The sequence below is a fragment of the Flavobacterium cerinum genome, from assembly GCF_024496085.1.
GTDB classification, from domain to species: Bacteria; Bacteroidota; Bacteroidia; order Flavobacteriales; family Flavobacteriaceae; genus Flavobacterium; species Flavobacterium cerinum_A.
This window is the reverse complement of record NZ_CP101751.1, coordinates 4,057,787-4,077,824: the sequence shown is the minus strand read 5'-3', so window position 1 is coordinate 4,077,824 and position 20,038 is coordinate 4,057,787. Positions and strand designations below refer to the sequence as shown.

Sequence of the window (20,038 nt, the reverse complement as noted above, 5' to 3'; positions counted from 1 at the left end):
ATATTCGGGCATAATTAACGTTTTTTTTATGTTGAATGCAAAAAGTAAAAGTTGGGTACTTTCACTAAAATTGGAGAGACAAATATGTGGACAATTTTTCCAAAAAAAAAATATAAGTCGTATTGATTTTATGAAAAAAAAATTGTAAGTACATTTAAAAATCTTTTTAAAATAAATTAACAAAAAATTAATATGAAAGAATATCAATTTCAGGTTCGTGTCCGTTACGCCGAAACGGATCAAATGGGGGTCGTTTATCACGGAAATTATGCGCAGTATTTTGAGATGGGACGCGTGGAATGGCTTAGAAATCTGGGACTTTCTTATAAATGGATGGAAGAAAACGGAATTATGTTACCGGTGGTCTCACTGAGTATGAATTACCGTAAACCGGCACGTTACGACGATCTGCTAACGGTGAAAACAATCTTCAAAAGTCAGACCTCTGTTAAGATCGAATTTGACTATGAAATATACAATGAAGAAGGAGAGTTATTAACAACAGGGAACTCCGTTTTGGTGTTTGTGGATATGAAAACGGGAAGGCCGACTTTGCCTCCGGCTTATGTTACGGAAAAGTTAACTGCCTTTGTTGAAAACTAAAAAAGTTTACTCTTTTTCAAGAATTTCTACTTCATAAAGATTAGTAAAAATGTCGAAAATCATTTCGGCATTTTTTTTTCGGGTTGCGATTTCAATCTCACAACTCATTTCCATTTTTTGTGAAATAATATCCAGATTTTTTTCCTTGATAACCCGCATTACTTTATTCATGTTTTTATAATCAAAACGAATCAGGTAATGGATGTCGATTGTGCGTTCTGTTATTTCGGAAACTTCCAATGCCATCTGAGCGGCTGTTTTATAAGCTGAAATTAATCCGCCTACGCCTAATTTTACACCGCCGAAATAACGCACAACAACAACGAGTACATTGGTTACATCAAATGATTGTATCTGACCGTATATTGGCATACCGGCTGAGTTATTAGGTTCTCCGTCATCGTTAGCGCGAAAATAAATTTTTTCAGTGCCGGTTTGAAAGGCATAACACCAGTGTCGGGCGCTATGATGTTGCTTTTTTAGGTCATCCAATAGGATTTTTACATCGTCTTCTGATGTAATAGGGAAGGCATAACCAAAAAATTTACTGTTTTTTTCTTTATAGAGTATCTCTTCTGAAGGAGAAGCAAGCGTTTTATAAGTGTCTTTTTCCAATGCAGTAACATTACCAGTTTTTATCCAACAAATCGACAACATCTTCTTTGCCTACCTGTAAATTCCAGATATTAAGTCCCAGATTGGAAGCAACATCAGTGTTGTGTTTGTTATCGTCTACAAAAAGTGTTCTTTTTGGTGACAAATCGTGTTTGTTGATGATGTAATTAAATATTTCCGGATCGGGTTTTCGAAGTCCGATTTCAAATGAAAAATAAACTTTTTCAAAGCATTGATAAAATTCACGGCTAAAAGTCTGTCCGACTTTATTTTCGAATTTTTCGATATGAGTAGCATCGGTATTACTTAAAAGAAACAAACGGTATTTGGTTGATAGCCGTTGTAAAAATTCAAGTCGGTATAACGGAAAATCCAGTAAGATGGCATTCCAGGCATCCCGAATTTCAGTAAAACTTTTGTTTGGAATATAACGTTGTAATCCGGCAAAAAAGTCGGCTTCTTTGATTTTGCCTTTTTCATAGCGTTTGTTCAGGTTGTCCAGATCTTCATTCCAACAAACCAAACCGGCTTTTCGCATATGTTCAAAAGGGGCTTCTTCGGCCAGGTTGATAAAAACATTGCCAAAATCAAATATGATAGTATCAATCATGTTGTCTGAAAATTAAGAGTTCATCATTCAAAATTTGTTGCCGTTTTGTTACTATACCTTTTAAAACGGGGGCTTTGATACCTTCGTTAAGCATAATCGCTCCTTTAAAAACGCGCGCTTCATCCCATAATCCGGCATCGATAAACAGTTGGAGGGTTTGTCGGCCTCCTTCTATTAATATAGACTGGATTTCGTTTTGATGTAAAGCGGACACAATCGAAAAAGGAAGTGAACTATCAAAGATACAATTTTCAAAAAAAACAGCCGGTGTATTTTCGGGATTTTCAACTTCAGTAAAAATAAAGGTCTTAACTGAACCGTCTTTTACTGCTGCTTTGGCCGGAATTCTACCGGTTCTGTCCAAAACTACCCGAATAGGATTATTACCCGACCAATCGCGTGTATTTAATTGGGGATTGTCGTCGATTACTGTTTGCGTGCCGACTAAAATTGCTTGTTCTTCACTACGCCATTTATGAACCAGCTGGCGGGAATAGGTATTCGAAATCCAAACGGGTTTTTGCTCGTCTTTCTGAAGCGGTGCAATAAAGCCATCCTGACTTTCGGCCCATTTTAAAATAATATAAGGACGTTTCTTCTGATGAAAAGTAAAAAAACGTTTGTTGAGTTCATCACAGGCTTCTTCCAGTATGCCTACGGTTACATTTTTTCCGGCTTCGGTTAATTTTCGTATTCCGTTTCCGGCTACTTTGGCAAACGGATCGACGGTGCCGATAACAACATTAGGAATATTCTGATGAATGATCAGATCGCAACACGGCGGTGTTTTTCCGAAATGACTACACGGTTCAAGGCTTACGTAAATTGTGGCTTGCGAAAGTAAAGTTTTGTCTTTTACAGCATTGACAGCGTTAACTTCTGCGTGCGCCTGACCTGCTTTCTGATGCCAGCCTTCGCCTATTATTTTTCCGTCATGTACAATAACACTTCCTACCAATGGATTGGGATAAGTTGTGCCCAGGCCGTTTCGGGCCAGTTCAATACAGCGGTTTATGTAATACTCGTGCGTTTTCAAGGAAATCTCCGGTTGATTTTATAATTTTTTTCTAAATGTTTATGAACTGTCAGGCAAGCTGCTTACATTCGCTACGATTTGTAACAGGCAAATGTAATCCCTGTAGTTTAATCTGCAAATATAAGTTACGTAAAAAATGAATCCAATCGAAATAAGGGAAATTCAACAAAAGGATAATGAAACGGTAGCAGTAGTAATACGTAGTGTTTTATTGGAACATGACGTACCTAAAGTCGGAACGGCTTATGCTGATTCAGCTCTGGATTGTATGTTTGAAACGTATAATACGCCTAAATCAGCTTATTTTGTAGCTTTGGTAAACGGGAAAATTATCGGTTGTGCCGGTATCGCTCCGTTGGCTAACGGTTCGGATGATACGTGTGAATTGCAGAAAATGTATTTCCTTCCGGAATCAAGAGGTTTGGGATTGGGTTCCGCTATGATGAAAAAATGTTTGGAGCGGGCGAAAGTATTCGGATTTAGCCATTGCTATCTGGAAACGTTACCCAATATGGAAGCCGCCCGTAAGCTATATGAGCGAACAGGATTTTACTATTTAGATGCCCCGTTGGGAAATACCGGTCATAGTTCTTGTCCGGTTTGGATGATCAAAGATTTATAAGATGTTATTAAAAGAGTATCGCGATTATTTTAAAACAGAATTATTACCGGTTTACGATGAAAAGGAAATCGATAGTTTTTTCTATATCACACTGGAAGCTTTTCATCAGATGAAACGGGTGGATTTAGTATTGAAGCCGGATTTTGAACTGGACGGAATGCAATTGCTGCAATGGGAAACGGTATTACATCAGTTAAAAGAAGAAAAACCGATTCAGTATATTTTTGAAGAAACGGAATTTTTCGGATTGCCGTTTTATGTAAATGAAAACGTTTTGATTCCGCGTCCTGAAACGGAAGAATTGGTTGAATGGATTATCAATTCGGTACCTGAAATAGCTGGGGATCGAAAGATAAAAATTCTGGATATCGGTACCGGAAGCGGATGTATTGCGGTTTCATTAGCGAAAAATTTGCCGGAAGCCGAAGTTTTTGCTATTGATGTTTCGGAAAAAGCACTGGAAGTGGCCCGTAGAAATGCCCGACAAAATGAAGCATCAGTCACTTTTTGGCACCAGGATATACTGAATACCGATATATTGTCGGAAACATTTGATATCATTGTGTCAAATCCGCCGTATGTCCGAAATCTGGAAAAACAGGAAATTGCTAAAAACGTACTGGATTTCGAGCCGCATCTGGCTTTATTTGTTGAGGATCACGATCCGCTTTTGTTTTATCGTAAAATAACACAACTGGCAACTAAAAATCTAAACCGAAACGGATTGTTATTCTTTGAAATCAATCAATATCTCGGAAAAGAAATGGAAGATTTGTTGCAGGAATATGCTTTTGAAAACATCGAACTTCGTAAAGATATTTATGAAAACGATCGAATGACGAAAGCGGTACGAAAATCTTATTCGTAACGTAAGGCTTCTACCGGGTCTAGTTTTGAGGCTTTAATGGCCGGATATAAACCGGATACAATCGCAACGATAAAAGTGGTCGCAAAAGCGGCAAAAATGGCCATCCACGGTATGACAAAGCTAAACTTGATCGCGACCGAAATAATAAAACCGACCGAAATTCCAAGTAAAATACCAACCAATCCGCCGAGCTGTCCGATAACAAGTGTTTCTGTAAAAAACTGCCAGGCAATCGTATTCTTTGTTGCTCCAAGCGATTTACGTACTCCGATTTCACGTGTTCTTTCCGTTACGGAAACCAACATGATATTCATTAGCGCAATAGAGGAACCGAAAATAGTGATAACACCGACACCCCATGCAATATAACCTAGAAACTGTGTATTGGATAATAAAGTATTGATCAGGTCATCACTGCGCTCAATCCCGAAATTGTTCTGTTCCACAGGATTTAGTTTTCGTATTTTTCGCATCGTGATTGTAGCATCATCAATCGCCTGATCGATCATTTCTTTCTGGCCGATCATAACACTTAAATCATAATTGATATTTGGAGTTGAAAAAATGGAACGGGCAATCTGGTTTGGAATCAGGACTCTTAAATCCTGACTGTTCCCGAATGTGGATCCTTTTTCTTTTAATACGCCGATCACTTTAAAACGAGCACCTCGAATCGAAATGGTTTTGTCGATTGCATTGGTATCTTTAAATAGCCCTTTTTCAAAATCGGATCCGAGAATACAAACAAAATTGTTGTTTTTGACATCAAAACCGGTAAAGTTTCGTCCTTTTGTAGTTTCTAATCCTTTGTTCGGTAAAAAGTTTTCATCAACACCTACAATGGTGATTTCCGGATCGGTTTTTTGGGATTCATATTTTACTTCGGCTTTGCTGGTAGCCGTAAATGAAAGCGAAGTCGTCGATAACGGATAATTGTATTTTTCCTGAAAAGCCCGGGCTTCCGGATAACTGATAATCGGGTTCACTTTTCGGTTCGGATCATTATTGTTGATCTGAGAAGATAAATCGTATTGACTGATTGAAAAGGTATTGGCACCCATCGAAGCAAAATCCTTCGCAATCGTATTTTCAAGTGCCGAAACCACAGTAAGGATACCAACCAGTGCGGTGATTCCTATTGCGATAATCATAACGGTAAGAATGGTGCGCAGTAATTGACTTTTGATCGCGCCCAATGCAATTTTTGTATTTTCTCTGAATAATCCGAACATCATGCTAATTTGTCACTAAAATACAGATTTTGTTACACACTTTCTTTTAAAATGTGTAAGAATAATATCCTAAGGAGTAATGTTGACCGAAACTGTCAAAGGGATGTCGCTTTTTTTTAAAAATGGAACGGAGATCATTTTAAAAAGTAAGATATTTGCATAACAGGAAAACAGGAAGTTCATAACGAAACTGTCCGGATGTTCGACAATTAAATTTTCAATTTTAAAATGGCACAAAAACCAAGTATACCGAAAGGAACACGTGATTTTTCACCTATTGAGGTGGCAAAAAGGAACTATATATTTACCATTATTAAGTCCAATTTTGAAAAATTCGGATTTCAACCGATCGAAACACCGTCTTTTGAAAATTCGGAAACCTTAATGGGAAAATACGGGGAAGAGGGCGATCGTCTGATTTTTAAAATTTTAAATTCCGGTGATTTTCTGGCAAAAGCCAATGAGGGATTTTTGGAAGCCAAAGATAGTGCTAAACTAACGGCTCAGATTTCAGAAAAAGCGTTGCGTTATGATTTAACCGTACCGTTTGCACGTTATGTTGTACAACACCAGAATGAAATCGAGTTTCCGTTTAAACGCTATCAGATTCAACCGGTTTGGCGCGCGGATAAACCTCAGAAAGGTCGTTTCAGAGAGTTTTATCAGTGTGATGCCGATGTAGTCGGATCAACTTCATTATGGCAGGAGGTGGAACTGGTGCAATTATACGATAGTGTATTTTCCGCTTTAGGATTAGATGGTGTGACGATTAAGATCAATAACCGAAAAATTTTATCCGGAATTGCAGAGGTAATCGGCGCTAAAGATAAATTGATCGATTTTACGGTTGCATTGGATAAACTGGACAAAATAGGTGAGGACGGTGTAAAAAAAGAGATGGCTGAAAAAGGAATTGCAGAAGAAGCGATTCAAAAAGTACAGCCGTTATTTAATTTTACCGGATCAATCACGGAAAAAATCGAAAAATTATCCGGCCTGTTAGCTGCTTCGGAAGAAGGATTAAAAGGAGTGGAAGAATTGCGTTTTATCTGCGAAAATGTTACCGCTTTAGGATTGGATAAATCGGCTTTGGATCTGGATGTAACATTGGCTCGCGGATTAAATTATTATACCGGAGCTATTTTTGAAGTAGCCGCGCCAAAAACGGTAGCGATGGGATCGATTGGCGGTGGAGGTCGTTACGATGACCTGACCGGTATTTTCGGACTGAAAAATATGAGTGGTGTAGGGATTTCTTTCGGTTTAGATCGAATTTACCTGGTTCTGGAAGAACTTAATTTATTTCCGGAAACGGTTACGGCAACATCAAAAGCTTTGTTTCTGAATTTTGGTGATGCGGAAGCTTTGTATTCGATGAAAGCGATCGGAGAATTGCGAAAAGCGGGAATCAAAGTAGAACTATATCCGAACAATGCTAAAATCGGAAAACAGTTTCAATATGCCGATAAACGCGGTATTCCTTATGCTGTGATTGTTGGAGCTGAAGAAATTGCAAATAATGAATATGCTGTAAAAGATTTAACATCGGGTGAACAACGTAAAGTAGGTTTTGACGAACTGAAAACTATATTAGGATAATCCATCAGAGCTAAAATATAAAAAAGACTGTCCGCAAAGACAGTCTTTTTTTATTGAAAGAATATATCGTAGGCAAACCGGATTAAAGTTCCGATTACAACGATCAGGAAGAAAATCCGGATAAAACCGTTTCCTTTATTAATAGCAAGTTTGGCACCGATCCAACCGCCTAAAGCATTACTGACGGCCATTGGTAGTGCAATCATCCAGATGATTTTTCCTTTTAGCAGAAACAAACAGATCGATCCGAAGTTGGTAGCCAGATTGACCAGCTTTGCATTGGTGGAAGCCTGAAGGAAATCCATTCCTAAAAGGGAAATAAAACCCACAACGAAAAAACTTCCGGTTCCGGGACCGATAAACCCGTCGTAAAAACCGACAATACAACTGATAATAGCCGCTCGAATCACGACTGTTTTATAACTGATTTCGGCTTGTTCTTTACGTTGACCAAAGTCCTTTTTGACAAATGTATAAATAGCCAGAGCGATTAAAATAACGAGAAGCAACGGCTTCATAAAGTCATTACTAACCATTGTGAGTACTTGTGATCCGGCAAAAGCCGAAGCGAAAGCTAAAACGGCCATCAATAAAAACAAACGCCATTTGACGGTCACTTTTTTGAGATATTGATAAGCAGCCGAAGAAGTGCCGCAAAAAGCAGGAATTTTTAACGACCCGATCACGGAAGATACGGCATAATTAGGTAATAAGATCAAAGCGGCCGGAGTTTGTATTAATCCGCCGCCGCCAACAATAGCGTCTACAAAACCGGCTATAAAAGCAGCCAGACATAGTAAAAGTAGGGTAGTCGTTTCCATGTTTCAAAAGCAAAAGAGCCAAATTCAGACGAATTCAGCTCTTTTGTTGTAAATGTATATAGGGTTAAACGCGAACGATATTCGCTCCGATAGCCCGTAAACGTTCGTCAATTTTTTCATATCCGCGATCGATTTGCTCGATATTTTGGATGGTACTGGTTCCTTTAGCCGATAAAGCAGCAATCAACAATGAAATTCCCGCACGAATATCCGGTGATGACATTGTGGTGGCTTTTAACTGTGATTTAAAGTTATGTCCGATGATAGTCGCTCTGTGCGGATCGCAAAGAATAATTTTAGCGCCCATATCAATTAATTTATCCACGAAGAATAAACGGCTTTCAAACATTTTTTGGTGAATCAGTACTTCGCCTTTAGCTTGTGTAGCAACGACCAATACAATACTTAATAAGTCGGGTGTAAATCCGGGCCACGGCGCATCGGCAATGGTAAGGATAGATCCGTCGATATCCGTTTTGATTTCATATCCGTCAACATGAGCCGGAATGTAGATATCGTCTCCTTTTTTCTCAAGTGTGATTCCCAGTTTTCGGAAGGTATTCGGGATAACACCTAAATTTTCCCAGCTTACATCTTTAATGGTGATTTCGCTCTGCGTCATCGCGGCTAAACCGATCCATGATCCGATTTCGATCATATCCGGTAAAATTCGGTGTTCGCATCCGCCCAGGCTTTCTACACCTTCGATTTCCAGTAAATTGGAACCGATTCCGGTGATTTTGGCCCCCATAGCGTTTAGCATTTTACATAATTGCTGTAAATACGGTTCGCAGGCAGCATTATAAATTGTGGTTTTTCCTTCTGCAAGAACAGCAGCCATTACGATATTAGCAGTTCCGGTAACCGAAGCTTCATCCAATAACATATAAGCGCCTTTTAGCTTTTCAGCTTCAACTCCATAGAAATAATCTTCTTTATTGTATCTGAATTTAGCTCCCAGGTTGATAAAACCTTCGAAGTGGGTATCCAGACGACGTCTTCCGATTTTGTCTCCGCCCGGTTTTGGGATATAACCTTTTCCGAATCGGGCCAATAACGGACCTACGATCATAATCGAACCGCGTAATGCTCTTCCTTCATCTTTAAAATCGATTGATTCCAGGTATTTCAGGTTAACGTCATCGGCCTGGAATGTATAGGCATTGGATCCGATTTTCTGGATTTTTACGCCAAGATTTCCTAATAGGGTGATCAATTTATTAACATCGATAATATCGGGAATATTCGAAATAGTTACTTTTTCCGGTGTTAGCAATACTGCACACAATATTTGCAGCGCCTCATTTTTAGCGCCCTGAGGGGTAATTTCTCCTTTTAATTTTATTCCCCCTTCTATTTTAAATGTTCCCATGTTTCGAAAGAAAATTAAGCTTTTCGGTTATTATTGTTCTTATTGTTATTATTCTTCTGGTTGGAATAATTTTTCTTATTGTTATTATTATTGTTGTTCTGTTTGTTTCCGAACTGTGTTTTGTTGGATTGCTTTTTGTTTACGCGCATCAGATCGGTTGTGTTGGATAATTCCTCATCTGTTTTTAGCAGATTGATCTGGCCTCCTGATAATTCGTATAAGTGCTCGAAAATCACTTCGTCTTTTACGGTGTCTTTATTCCAACTCAGGTAGGATTTCTTCATATGGTTAGCGATAACCATAATCAGAGCGCTTTTCAAATCTCCGTCTTCCCATTTATTGGCAACATCGATCATATACTTGATATTGTTACCGTAAAAACGATATTTCGGAAAATTCTGCGGATAGGCTAAGCGATCCGGTTTTTGATTCAGCACTTCTTTGCTCGGTATCGGGTAAGGCGAATCGACATCCAGTCTAAAATCAGACATAATAAAAAGCTGATCCCATAATTTGTGTTGGAAATCGGGAACATCTCTTAAATGCGGATTAAGGCTTCCCATCACCGAAATGATATATCGGGCTGCTTTGTTGCGTTCTTCCCGATCTTCGATAGCCGTTGCCTGATCAATCAACTTTTGCAAATGGCGTCCGTATTCCGGAATAATCAGATGCGGCCTTTCGGCATTGTATTCAAGAAAATATATTGCCTCTTCTGGATTGTATTTCATAGTTCCTCCCCTTTATAGCGAAATAATGCCTTCTATTTTAGTAAGTTCCAAATATTTGTCAATTACGCTTTGTGCGCTTTGCATGGTTACGTTTATTGAAACGCTGGTGTATTTACCTGTTTTGGAATGATGTGTCTGGATTACAGCTCCCATGCCGTCGAACGATTTTTCGATCGTCTGCACTTTTTCAGTATCGGCAGGAACAATAAATTTAAACAAATATTCGGAAGGCCATAGTGTCGAATTGGTTAATTCTTCTTTAAGTCTGTGGTAAAATTCTTCTGTCTTTTTATCCATCTTCATAAAAATAAAAGCAAATATACGTTAGAGTTATGAATAATCAAGGTCTGTTCCTATAATTTGAAGGAACCTGAAATCATAAAATTAAAAACTATTTCTGTTCATTCCACAAAAAAATGTAAATTTGCGCCTTATTTTCAAAAAGTGGATAAGGAAATCATCGTTATAATTGGCGGCCCCGGATCGGGGAAAACCACGCTAATCAACAGTCTTACGGAAAAAGGATATACTTGTTATCCTGAAATTTCACGCGAAGTAACTTTAGAGGCCCGCAAACAAGGAATCGAACAACTTTTTCTTGAGAAACCACTTTTATTCAGCGAATTATTACTGGAAGGCAGAAAAAAACAGTTTGTAAATGCAACTCAGGAAAAGGCCGGTATCGTTTTTCTGGACCGCGGTATTCCGGATGTACTGGCTTATATGCATTACATCGGTGATTCATATCCTGCTTTTTTCGATGCTGCCTGCCGGGAACACCAATATACCGGAATTTTTATTCTTCCGCCCTGGGAAGATATTTACATTAGCGACGATGCCCGTTATGAAAGTTACGAACAAGCTATTCTGATTCACGAACACCTTGTTGAAACTTATGAAAAATACGGTTACAACTTAATTGAGGTGCCGCGCGATACTGTAGATAACAGAATTCTTTTTATCTTAGACAAACTTTCAAGATAATCCATAGAAGTTGGACCCTGAACAATCCGTTTCAAGGTTTTTCGTAATATTTATTTGATGTCCGAAGCTTTACAGATACTTCAGAAATACTGGAAATACGATAGTTTTCGGGTTCCGCAGGACGCTATTATTCAGTCGGTTCTTGACGGAAAGGACACGTTTGCCCTGTTGCCAACCGGCGGCGGGAAGTCCATTTGTTTTCAGGTTCCGGGAATGCTGCTTCCGGGTATTTGTCTGGTTGTCTCGCCTTTGGTTGCTTTAATGAAAGATCAGGTTCAGAACCTTCAAAAGCGAAATATTAAAGCCATTGCACTTACCGGAGGAATTGCTGCTGATGAGGTTATTGATTTGTTGGATAATTGCCAGTTCGGAAATTATAAATTTCTATACCTTTCCCCCGAACGATTACAGTCGGAATGGGTGGTAGAGCGGATTAAAAGTTTACCGATCAGCCTTATTGCAATCGATGAAGCGCATTGTATTTCGCAATGGGGACATGATTTCCGGCCGGCTTATCTGAAAATAGCCGCTTTAAAAGAATACTATCCTAAAGTGCCCTTTCTTGCTTTGACGGCATCGGCTACTAAAAGAGTACAAGAAGACATTTGTGTACAGTTAGGGTTAAATAATCCCGTGCTTTTTAAAAAATCGTTTGCTCGTGAGAATATAGCCTATATGGTGTTTGAAACGGAAGATAAATTATATCGCGTACAGCAAATACTGGCTAAAAATCCCGAATCATCCATTATCTATGTCAGAAATCGGAAATCCTGCCATGAATTGGCTTCACAATTGACTAATTTAGGATTTACGACCACATTTTATCACGGCGGATTACCGGCAAAAGAAAAAGAACAGCAAATGCAGCGTTGGCTTGAAAATAAAGCTCAGGTGATGATTGCAACCAATGCTTTTGGAATGGGAATCGATAAACCGGATGTTAAAACGGTCATTCATACTCAATTGCCGGACAATCTTGAAAATTATTATCAGGAAGCCGGACGTGCGGGCAGGGATGGCGCCAAAGCGTTTGCCGTTATATTGGTTGCGCCGTCAGATATTGCTTCTTCCAAAAATCAGTTTATAGAAGTATTGCCGGATAAAGCTTTTCTGAAATTGGTATATCTAAAATTGAATAATTATTTTCAGGTAGCTTACGGCGAAGGGTTTAATGAAACTTTTGTTTTTAATCTCAACCGATTTTGTGCACAATATCAGTTTCCGGTTTTAAAGACGTTTAATGCGCTTCAATTTTTAGACCGGCAAGGTGTGGTTAGTTTGTCGGCTAATTTTTCGGAAAAGATCACGATACAATTTTTGCTGGATAGTAAAGAAATCATTCGTTATATCAGTCTGAACCGGGCGCACGAGGATGTCATTGTTTCGATTTTAAGAAACTATCCCGGAATATATGATATGGAAGTTGGGATTAATACGTCCTTAATTGCCCGTAAAGCAAATGTATCGGAGGAAAAAGTGCATCAGATTTTAACGGTGTTGCGGGATAAAGAGAGTATCAGCTATAAAAGCCAGGCAAATGATAGTCAGCTTACATTTAATGAGGCACGGGAAGATGATCGTGTGATTAACCGATTGGTTACGTTTCTGGAAAAACAGAATAATCTTAAAATAGAGCAGTTGGATACCGTTATTGCTTATGTGGCGGATAAAAAGCAATGTAAAAGCGGATTTTTATTAGAATATTTCGGGGAAACCAATGTTGCGGATTGCGGAATCTGTTCCGTTTGCATGAGTAAGAAAGAGGAGTATGCTAATCCGGGTAGGATAGCGGAGGAAATTGTCGGATTACTCCAAAGCGGACCGTTAACTTCAAGGGAAATAGAAAACAGATTACAAGTAACGCCGGATGCGACTATCTTTGCATTACAATTATTGTTGGAACACAATAGTATAACCATAAACAAACAAAATCAATATATTCTAAAATAGATGAAGGCATTACGTATCGTATTTATGGGAACACCCGAGTTTGCTGTCGGGATTCTTGACACTATATATCAGAATCATTATGAAATTGCTGCTGTGATTACAGCGCCGGATAAGCCGGCCGGAAGAGGGCAAAAGATAAAATATTCGGCGGTAAAAGAGTACGCACTTGAAAAAGGATTGCCGGTTTTGCAGCCAACGAATTTAAAAGATCCGCAGTTTTTATCGGAATTGCAAAGTTTGAATGCTAATTTACAGGTAGTGGTTGCTTTTAGAATGCTTCCGGAAGCGGTATGGAAAATGCCGGCATTAGGAACCTTTAATCTTCATGCGTCCTTATTACCGGAATATAGAGGAGCGGCTCCGATTAACTGGGCGATTATCAACGGTGAAGCCAAAACAGGTGTAACAACATTTTTTATTGATGATAAGATTGATACCGGAGCAATGATTTTACGGGCTGAGACGGAAATCGGTGCTAATGAAACAGCCGGTGAATTACATGATCGCTTAATGATGTTAGGTCAGGATACCGTTGTAAAAACGTTACAGCTTATTGAAAAAGAAGAAGCGACAACAACAATACAATCCGAAAGCGCTGATATTAAAACGGCTTATAAACTGAATAAAGACAATTGTAAAATAGACTGGAGTCAAAACGGATTAACTGTTCACAATTTGGTAAGAGGACTTAGTCCGTATCCGGCTGCCTGGTGTTTTGTAAAAGATAATGATCAGGAATGGAATGTTAAAATTTATGAAACCGCTTTTGAAGAAGCGCAACATTCGTTAGTTCCGGGAACGATACAAACGACTAAAAAAGAAATTAAAGTAGCGGTATCGGACGGTTATATCACAATTTTGCAATTACAGTTCCCGGGTAAGAAAAGGATGAAAGCATCCGAATTGCTAAACGGAATTGTTTTTTCAGAAAGTGCAGTCGCTTTCTAAGCCCCACAAACACTAATAGTTGCGAAAAAAATGAAAAAAGCAACAAAGTTTATTAACAAACAGCTCTAGTTATTAACATTTTTAGGTTAAAACCTTGAAAAGACTTGCGTAATTGGTAAATCCGCATAAATTTGTAAGACATTTAATTAATTTTAACCAAACAATTAATAACTAGAATTATGAACAAATCAGAATTAATCGATGCAATTGCTGCTGATGCAGGTATCACTAAAGCAGCCGCCAAATTAGCTTTGGAATCTTTTTTAAACAATGTTGAAGGTACTTTAGCTAAAGGTGGAAGAGTATCTTTAGTAGGTTTTGGTTCTTGGTCAGTTTCTAAGAGAGCTGCAAGAGAAGGAAGAAATCCTCAAACAGGAAAAACTATCAAAATTGCCGCTAAAAATGTTGTAAAATTCAAAGCGGGAGCTGAGTTAGAAGGTTCAGTAAACAAATAAAATACATTTGAAAAAAGTTAAAACCTCTCTTTGAGAGGTTTTTTTTATTCCTTAAACGTTTTTTTTTGGCTCAATTGTCTTTTTTTGTTAAATTTAATTTTAAACTATCGCTAAAATGATTTCAATTAAGCCTCAAAAAGGAAATCTGCTCATTGCAGAGCCTTCTATAATCGGAGATTTGTCTTTTAACAGATCCGTTATTCTATTGGCCGATCACAACAGCGAAGGCTCAGTAGGATTTATCCTTAATAAACCTTTGGGATATACGATTCATGATCTGATCCCTGAAATTAATGCGAATTTTAAGATTTATAATGGCGGACCTGTGGAGCAGGATAATCTGTATTTTATCCATAATGTCCCGGAACTGATTACGAACAGCGTCGAAATCTCCAATGGAATTTATTGGGGAGGTGACTTTGAGCTGACAAAAGAATTGATTAATCAGGGGAAAATCAAAAAGGGTAATATCCGTTTTTTTCTGGGTTATACCGGATGGGATAGCCATCAGTTAGAACACGAGCTGGAAGAAAATGCGTGGATTGTTAGTGAAAACAGCTACAAAAACAAAATAATCGGTAAGCCCACAACTCATTTCTGGAAAGAAAAAATCATGGAATTAGGTGGCGATTATCTGATTTGGTCCAATGCGCCGGAAAACCCGGTACTCAATTAATTTAACCGTACAAAAGCATTTAGCTTTTTTAGTAATTCTGTCGCTAAATCCGTTTTATATTCTTTTTTGCGGTATTTTGTGATCGGTTGAATTCCTTTGATAACGTTTGTTAGGAACAGTTCGTCTGCTTTTTGTAGGTCAAACGGAGAAATAGATTGCTCAATAACCTCTAATCCCTCAATTTTACGGGCTAATGCCAGAATTTGTTTTCGCATAATTCCGTTCAAACAACCATCCGCCAAAGGAGGCGTGATGAGTTGACCGTTTATTAGCATAAAAAGGTTCGATTGTAAGGCTTCCGTAACATTTTTATCATCATTTAATAGTAGGCAGTTGCTATAACCGTTTTCATCAGCAAAGATACTTCCGGTAATCTGAACGATTTTATTCGTGCTTTTTAAAGTCGATAATAGCTGTTTGGTGATGTAGAAATCTTTGAATAATTCCACTTCGTATGCCGAATTTTCGATTGCATACATTGGGTTTGTTAGCGGTTCTGCTGTTACCAGAAAAGCCGTTTCGTTGCTGGTTGGTAAATAAAACCCTCCGTTTTGTCTGAAAACCGTAAAACGTACGCGGAAAGCAGCGGAAGCGGTTTTAACGGCTAATAAACGAGTCACCTGGTCTTCAAAATATTCCATTGTGAAATTCATCGGAAGATCCATTCGAACGATTCGGGTAGAAGCCATTAGTCTGAAATAATGATCTTCCAGGAACAGAATTTTTCCGTCCAGTACTTTCAGTGTTTCAAAAATTGCATCTCCGTAAAGGAATCCTCTGTTGCCATCGATTGTTATTCCGGAATTTTCAACGATAGCGCCGTTATAATTAACCATAAAAAAGCCCTGATTTTATTTCAGGGCAAATATACTTTATATATCTTAAAAATTAGGCAGAACCGATAACATGTTTCAAATCGGAAATCTGATTTTCCCATAGTAATTTCGCTTCATGAAGATCACCTTGTTCGGCGAAATCGACAACCATTAAAGAAACGTCTTTTGTGATTTCGTCTTCCAGTATACGCAATTCAAAATAATATTCGCTGTCTTTATCATTATCATCTACCCAGCGGAATTTTACTTTCTCACCTGACTTTTTAGAAGCCAGTCGTGCTTTCTCTTCAGAGTCGTCCCAAATAAAGGTGAAAAATTCGCCTCTTGAATTTACATTATCGGCAAACCACTCTGATAAACCGGAAGGTGTTGAAATATATTGATACAATAATTGCGGAGAAGACATAATCGGGAATTCCAATTCATATTTTATTTTACCTTCCATATATTAAATTTTTCGGAAATATATAGAATAATACATACAAAAAAAAAGAAATTGAAAAAAAATATTTTTTTTCGGAATATGTTTGGAAGCTTCGGATTTAGTCTTATATTTGCACCCGCATTCAAGGATGTAACACAAACAAAAATGGCGAGGTAGCTCAGTCGGTTAGAGCGCAGGATTCATAACCCTGAGGTCACGGGTTCAACTCCCGTCCTCGCTACGAGTTCAGAGGAACAACAAAACATAATGTTTAGACGGTTTTAAAGCAATTTAAAGCCGTTTTTTTATGTCTAAAATATTAGAAATTTTACAAACCGCATACGCTACCGCATACGATTTGAAACAGATTAATCTAAACTATTCGGGTCCTAAAGTTTATAATGCTAATGGCAATATAAAAAAAAGGTGGTACGTGTATTACTCATATCGCAATCCTAAAACCGGCAAACTAACAAGACAGCCTGGACTTTACTTGGAGGTAAACAAGATGTTCAAGACATTCGAATCTCGAACCTTGGCGTTTGACATTTTAAAAAAGGCAATAGAGAAATTATTAATAGCTGGTTTTAATCCCTATAAAGAAAAACTAGATATTGAAAAGATTATTTCTAATTTACAAGATCTTATACCTGGCTTTACCCCGAAATCAGAAGAATTAAAGAATTTAAATCCAATCGTTTTAAAACCTGAACCAACAGAAACTAAAGAAAACGGCCTTCTTTTTTCTGATGCGCTCAAGTACGTATTAAAGAGATGGGAAAAAACTTTAGGCGAAAACTCTTATCCTGACTATCGAATTAGAATTAATCAGTTTGACAAGTGGCTATCTGAAAACGGTCATCAAAACATTTATGTCACTGATATTTCAAAAAGGATTGTGATTGACTTTCTTAATGATTTACTTGTTAGAACCGGACCAAAGAACCGGAACAATTCAAGATCGGTTATTTCTGCTTTCTTTGGCATATTAGAAGAGGACGAACATATAAAAACAAATTTCGTAAGCCAAATAAAGGTTTTAAAATCTACAGCTAAAAAAAACAAAACTTACACTTTAACACAAGAGAGAGACTTGTTAAACTATCTTTTTCAGAATGATAAGATGCTTGATCTTTTTATAAAATTTGTGTCTTATAATTTTTTACGGCCGGTTGAAGTTGCAAGACTTCGAGTAATGGATATAGATTTAGTTGGAAAAAAAATGCGATTTAAGGCTAAAAATCAGCCAGTGAAGACAAAAATTATTCCGGATATTTTACTGAAGGAATTGCCTGATTTAAAGAATTTAAATCCAAGCAATTTTTTATTTACTCCTGACGGGTTCGGATTGGATTGGGCAACAAAAGAAACAAACCGCCGCGGTTACTGGGGCAAACGATTTAAGAAAGTTAAAGATATATTTGGATTAGGTGACGAATATGGTCTATACAGCTGGCGACATACCTATATTACAAAACTATATTATGAATTTGTTAAGTTATGTACTCCGTTTGAAGCAAAAAGTAAACTAATGCTGATCACTGGTCACGCAACAATGTTTGCGCTTGAAAAATACCTACGTGATATCGATGCGGTTTTACCTGATGATTATTCAGAAGCGCTAACCAAAGCTAACGAATGGTTGGCTAAAAATCCGCTTCCGAAAGCTGCGTAGGTTGTTTAATGCAAAGACCGAAATAACAAGATTGGTTCTTTATTAGATTTAATTAAATAGAATTTTTTGATTTCTTTCAACCAATTTAGGTACATCAAACCAAACAGTTTTGCAATTGCCGGATTTGTCAATATATTTTACCATTGCCATAACAAAAACTAACATATACCTTATTAACTATGCGTTAACCAAGATTGCTACGTGATTATTAAATACTTACAAAGGTAAAGATACAACTGCAAAGAAGGGAAAATTAACTGCAAAGACAGTTAGATAAAAAAAAAAAATGTACATTTGCAAGATAAAAGACGTATTAATCATAAAAAACTTGTGTGACATACGTAATATATAAAACGTATTAAAAACTGAAACCAAACCGAATCAAAACTATGTTTAACAAGTTGACTAAGCTTTCAAAAGCAACAAACAAGGCTGTTCCTTCAAAATTTGATGTGGACACAACTCAGATTGATGTTGATTACAAGGTTATTCATACCGGACGTGTGCTGTCAATTGATGACGTTAATAAAAATAGATCTAGTAAATACGATTATCTAGCTTTCTAACAGTACTCATATCTCTTAATGGGTAATAACATAAGGACAAATAGCTACAATTGCACATCTAAAGGATCTAAGATAGTTAATAATGTAAATGTTGAAATACACACTTTTAAGTCGGAGTTTATAAACCAACATTATATCGTTGAAATATTACATCTTGACAAAGATGTATACATTTTTCAATTTTACTTGAAAAACCATAGATTATCTGATTATAGATTTAATTTATTGTTAGACTCGACAAGTAAAAACTGTCTAGGAGTTGACAACAATAATAAGCATGTTTTTTTTCTTTTCAACACTTTGACATTATTGGCTTTAGATATAAAGAGTAAAAATAATTTAGCTTCATTTGGCTTTATGGGGGCTCCAACTCCTAATGAAAAGAAAACAAAAAAGAACAAAAAAAACATAAATCCAGACGGAACGATCAAAAACACCAAACGATACCGAGTGTATTCATTGTATATTAAAAGATATTTTTCTCCTGAAAAGTTTGATCATATTTCATATCACGAATCAAGTTGTTATTTACTCAGAAACCTTGAAAATGTGGAATTGTCAAAGGAGATCGCTGATGAAATGCTAAATAATATTATTACAACAAAGATTTCAAACTAAGAAATCCAAACGTATCAATTTCTAAATAATTAGCACAAAACAAGAAGAAGAATTGAACTATACTTTCTAAAAAATAAAACCTCGGAAATTCCGAGGTTTTATTTTTTGGTCACCTTGACAATTCCACCACCTTTAACGTAGCGATGGTTCTTTTTCAAGGTTCCATCTTTTTTGGTGCCGTTTGCTTTCGAAACCCTTACCGTTTTCGTTGCTGAAGCTGGTCCATTTAGTCCAGTTGTCTTTTTCTTTTTCGGAGCCGCGCCAACAGAACTCATTGTTACAATTTTTCGGCCAGGCTTAGTACTTCTGCGATCTTCTACGTTTTTACTTTTAGCCATGCCTTTCCATTTAATTCCCATATAGTTATTGTTTTTTAGTTGTTTTGATTTTTTTTACAAATCCGTTTTCAAAGTCGTAGGAATAAATCTGCCCCTCTTTGTTTCTCCACTTTACGTCAACCTCTCCATCTCTGTGGTTAACAGCGGTTATGGTTAACGTAAACCTTTCCTTTCCGTTATCGTACTTAATTCTATCACCCACCTTGACTTCATGAATAGGTAAATGTTTTGTTTTTTTAGCTGTATATTTATCTAAGATTTTTTTTGCCTCCGTTAAATTTGCCGCACCTAAGTATTGATTATAACCATAACTAACACTATAATTTTTTCGATATTTATCTCTTGCGATTGTACCAAGTTTATAATCAGCGTATTCCCCTCCGTTTGGACCGGGTTTAAATGCAATAGTCTCCTTTTTTTTAGCTGACGAATTACGATTTGTTTTATTTTTTTTCATGG

The 20,038-nt window shown here is 37.3% G+C and carries 23 protein-coding genes and 1 tRNA gene; 12 read left to right on the top strand and 12 right to left on the bottom strand.

Annotation, left to right across the window (positions count from 1 at the left end; genetic code table 11):
* The first annotated feature begins 192 nt into the window (after positions 1-192).
* Entirely contained in the window at positions 193-603 is a 411-nt protein-coding gene (locus tag NOX80_RS18590; RefSeq protein WP_256551306.1) for an acyl-CoA thioesterase, read from the top strand.
* 6 nt (positions 604-609) lie between these two features.
* Here the strand turns inward: NOX80_RS18590 and NOX80_RS18585 are convergent, their stop codons facing one another.
* From NOX80_RS18585 to ribD, 3 genes are read right to left on the bottom strand one after another with little or no spacing between them, the layout of a single operon-like run.
* Positions 610-1,218 (bottom strand): IMPACT family protein, encoded by a 609-nt coding sequence (locus tag NOX80_RS18585; protein ID WP_256551305.1) that lies wholly within the window; start codon positions 1,216-1,218, stop codon positions 610-612.
* A gap of 10 nt (positions 1,219-1,228) precedes the next feature.
* On the bottom strand, positions 1,229-1,828 hold the full coding sequence (locus NOX80_RS18580; RefSeq protein ID WP_256551304.1) for an HAD family hydrolase: 600 nt from the start codon (positions 1,826-1,828) through the stop codon (positions 1,229-1,231).
* A complete protein-coding gene (gene ribD / locus NOX80_RS18575; protein ID WP_256551303.1) occupies positions 1,821-2,864 on the bottom strand; it encodes a bifunctional diaminohydroxyphosphoribosylaminopyrimidine deaminase/5-amino-6-(5-phosphoribosylamino)uracil reductase RibD in 1,044 nt (347 codons plus the stop codon). The genes NOX80_RS18580 and ribD overlap by 8 nt, the downstream gene beginning before the upstream one ends.
* A 136-nt stretch (positions 2,865-3,000) precedes the next feature.
* Between ribD and NOX80_RS18570 the strand changes: the two genes are divergently transcribed.
* Positions 3,001-3,486: a GNAT family N-acetyltransferase gene (locus tag NOX80_RS18570; protein ID WP_256551302.1), complete on the top strand. Its 486-nt coding sequence runs from the start codon at positions 3,001-3,003 to the stop codon at positions 3,484-3,486.
* Between the two features lies 1 nt (position 3,487).
* Positions 3,488-4,354 (top strand): peptide chain release factor N(5)-glutamine methyltransferase, encoded by an 867-nt coding sequence (prmC, locus tag NOX80_RS18565; protein WP_256551301.1) that lies wholly within the window; start codon positions 3,488-3,490, stop codon positions 4,352-4,354.
* Here the strand turns inward: prmC and NOX80_RS18560 are convergent.
* Positions 4,345-5,586, bottom strand: a complete 1,242-nt coding sequence (locus tag NOX80_RS18560; protein ID WP_256553042.1) for an ABC transporter permease — start codon at positions 5,584-5,586, stop codon at positions 4,345-4,347. The two genes, prmC and NOX80_RS18560, sit on opposite strands and share 10 nt — an antisense overlap.
* A 228-nt stretch (positions 5,587-5,814) precedes the next feature.
* Here NOX80_RS18560 and hisS point away from each other — a divergent pair, with 228 nt between their 5' ends.
* Positions 5,815-7,185: a histidine--tRNA ligase gene (gene hisS / locus NOX80_RS18555; RefSeq protein WP_256551300.1), complete on the top strand. Its 1,371-nt coding sequence runs from the start codon at positions 5,815-5,817 to the stop codon at positions 7,183-7,185.
* 50 nt (positions 7,186-7,235) lie between these two features.
* Here hisS and NOX80_RS18550 read toward each other — a convergent pair whose 3' ends face one another.
* The 4 genes from NOX80_RS18550 to NOX80_RS18535 form a co-directional block, all read right to left on the bottom strand.
* Positions 7,236-8,006 carry a sulfite exporter TauE/SafE family protein gene (locus NOX80_RS18550; RefSeq protein ID WP_256551299.1) on the bottom strand — a complete coding sequence of 257 codons (771 nt, stop codon included), beginning with the start codon at positions 8,004-8,006 and terminating at the stop codon, positions 7,236-7,238.
* Between the two features lie 64 nt (positions 8,007-8,070).
* Positions 8,071-9,378: a UDP-N-acetylglucosamine 1-carboxyvinyltransferase gene (gene murA, locus NOX80_RS18545; RefSeq protein ID WP_256551298.1), complete on the bottom strand. Its 1,308-nt coding sequence runs from the start codon at positions 9,376-9,378 to the stop codon at positions 8,071-8,073.
* Between the two features lie 14 nt (positions 9,379-9,392).
* Entirely contained in the window at positions 9,393-10,109 is a 717-nt protein-coding gene (locus tag NOX80_RS18540; RefSeq protein ID WP_256551297.1) for a DUF4290 domain-containing protein, read from the bottom strand.
* Between the two features lie 12 nt (positions 10,110-10,121).
* On the bottom strand, positions 10,122-10,406 hold the full coding sequence (locus NOX80_RS18535) for a DUF493 family protein (RefSeq protein ID WP_371926065.1): 285 nt from the start codon (positions 10,404-10,406) through the stop codon (positions 10,122-10,124).
* A gap of 147 nt (positions 10,407-10,553) precedes the next feature.
* Here NOX80_RS18535 and NOX80_RS18530 point away from each other — a divergent pair, with 147 nt between their 5' ends.
* The 5 genes from NOX80_RS18530 (at position 10,554) to NOX80_RS18510 (ending at position 15,122) form a co-directional block, all read left to right on the top strand.
* Positions 10,554-11,093 (top strand): AAA family ATPase, encoded by a 540-nt coding sequence (locus NOX80_RS18530; RefSeq protein WP_256551295.1) that lies wholly within the window; start codon positions 10,554-10,556, stop codon positions 11,091-11,093.
* A gap of 57 nt (positions 11,094-11,150) precedes the next feature.
* Entirely contained in the window at positions 11,151-13,043 is a 1,893-nt protein-coding gene (locus tag NOX80_RS18525) for a RecQ family ATP-dependent DNA helicase (protein ID WP_256551294.1), read from the top strand.
* Positions 13,044-13,991 carry a methionyl-tRNA formyltransferase gene (fmt, locus tag NOX80_RS18520; RefSeq protein ID WP_256551293.1) on the top strand — a complete coding sequence of 316 codons (948 nt, stop codon included), beginning with the start codon at positions 13,044-13,046 and terminating at the stop codon, positions 13,989-13,991.
* A gap of 179 nt (positions 13,992-14,170) precedes the next feature.
* The gene (locus tag NOX80_RS18515; protein ID WP_136402359.1) at positions 14,171-14,446 is read left to right on the top strand and encodes an HU family DNA-binding protein; all 276 of its coding nucleotides are present in this window, start codon (positions 14,171-14,173) and stop codon (positions 14,444-14,446) included.
* A 115-nt stretch (positions 14,447-14,561) separates the two neighbouring features.
* Positions 14,562-15,122, top strand: a complete 561-nt coding sequence (locus NOX80_RS18510; protein WP_256551292.1) for a YqgE/AlgH family protein — start codon at positions 14,562-14,564, stop codon at positions 15,120-15,122.
* Here NOX80_RS18510 and NOX80_RS18505 read toward each other — a convergent pair.
* The gene (locus tag NOX80_RS18505) at positions 15,119-15,958 is read right to left on the bottom strand and encodes an aminotransferase class IV (protein ID WP_256551291.1); all 840 of its coding nucleotides are present in this window, start codon (positions 15,956-15,958) and stop codon (positions 15,119-15,121) included. The two genes, NOX80_RS18510 and NOX80_RS18505, sit on opposite strands and share 4 nt — an antisense overlap.
* Before the next feature lie 52 nt (positions 15,959-16,010).
* Positions 16,011-16,403, bottom strand: a complete 393-nt coding sequence (locus tag NOX80_RS18500) for an START-like domain-containing protein (protein ID WP_256551290.1) — start codon at positions 16,401-16,403, stop codon at positions 16,011-16,013.
* Positions 16,404-16,549: 146 nt separating this feature from the next.
* Between NOX80_RS18500 and NOX80_RS18495 the strand changes: the two genes are divergently transcribed.
* From NOX80_RS18495 to NOX80_RS18485, 3 genes are all read left to right on the top strand, one after another.
* Positions 16,550-16,623 (top strand) — tRNA-Met (locus NOX80_RS18495).
* A 66-nt stretch (positions 16,624-16,689) separates the two neighbouring features.
* Positions 16,690-18,057 carry a tyrosine-type recombinase/integrase gene (locus tag NOX80_RS18490; RefSeq protein ID WP_256551289.1) on the top strand — a complete coding sequence of 456 codons (1,368 nt, stop codon included), beginning with the start codon at positions 16,690-16,692 and terminating at the stop codon, positions 18,055-18,057.
* Between the two features lie 875 nt (positions 18,058-18,932).
* Positions 18,933-19,241: a hypothetical protein gene (locus NOX80_RS18485; RefSeq protein ID WP_256551288.1), complete on the top strand. Its 309-nt coding sequence runs from the start codon at positions 18,933-18,935 to the stop codon at positions 19,239-19,241.
* Between the two features lie 98 nt (positions 19,242-19,339).
* Here the strand turns inward: NOX80_RS18485 and NOX80_RS18480 are convergent, their stop codons facing one another.
* Together NOX80_RS18480 and NOX80_RS18475 are read right to left on the bottom strand one after the other, a co-directional pair.
* Entirely contained in the window at positions 19,340-19,600 is a 261-nt protein-coding gene (locus tag NOX80_RS18480; RefSeq protein WP_256551287.1) for a hypothetical protein, read from the bottom strand.
* Between the two features lie 4 nt (positions 19,601-19,604).
* The gene (locus NOX80_RS18475; protein WP_256551286.1) at positions 19,605-20,036 is read right to left on the bottom strand and encodes a hypothetical protein; all 432 of its coding nucleotides are present in this window, start codon (positions 20,034-20,036) and stop codon (positions 19,605-19,607) included.
* Between the last annotated feature and the right edge of the window lie 2 nt (positions 20,037-20,038).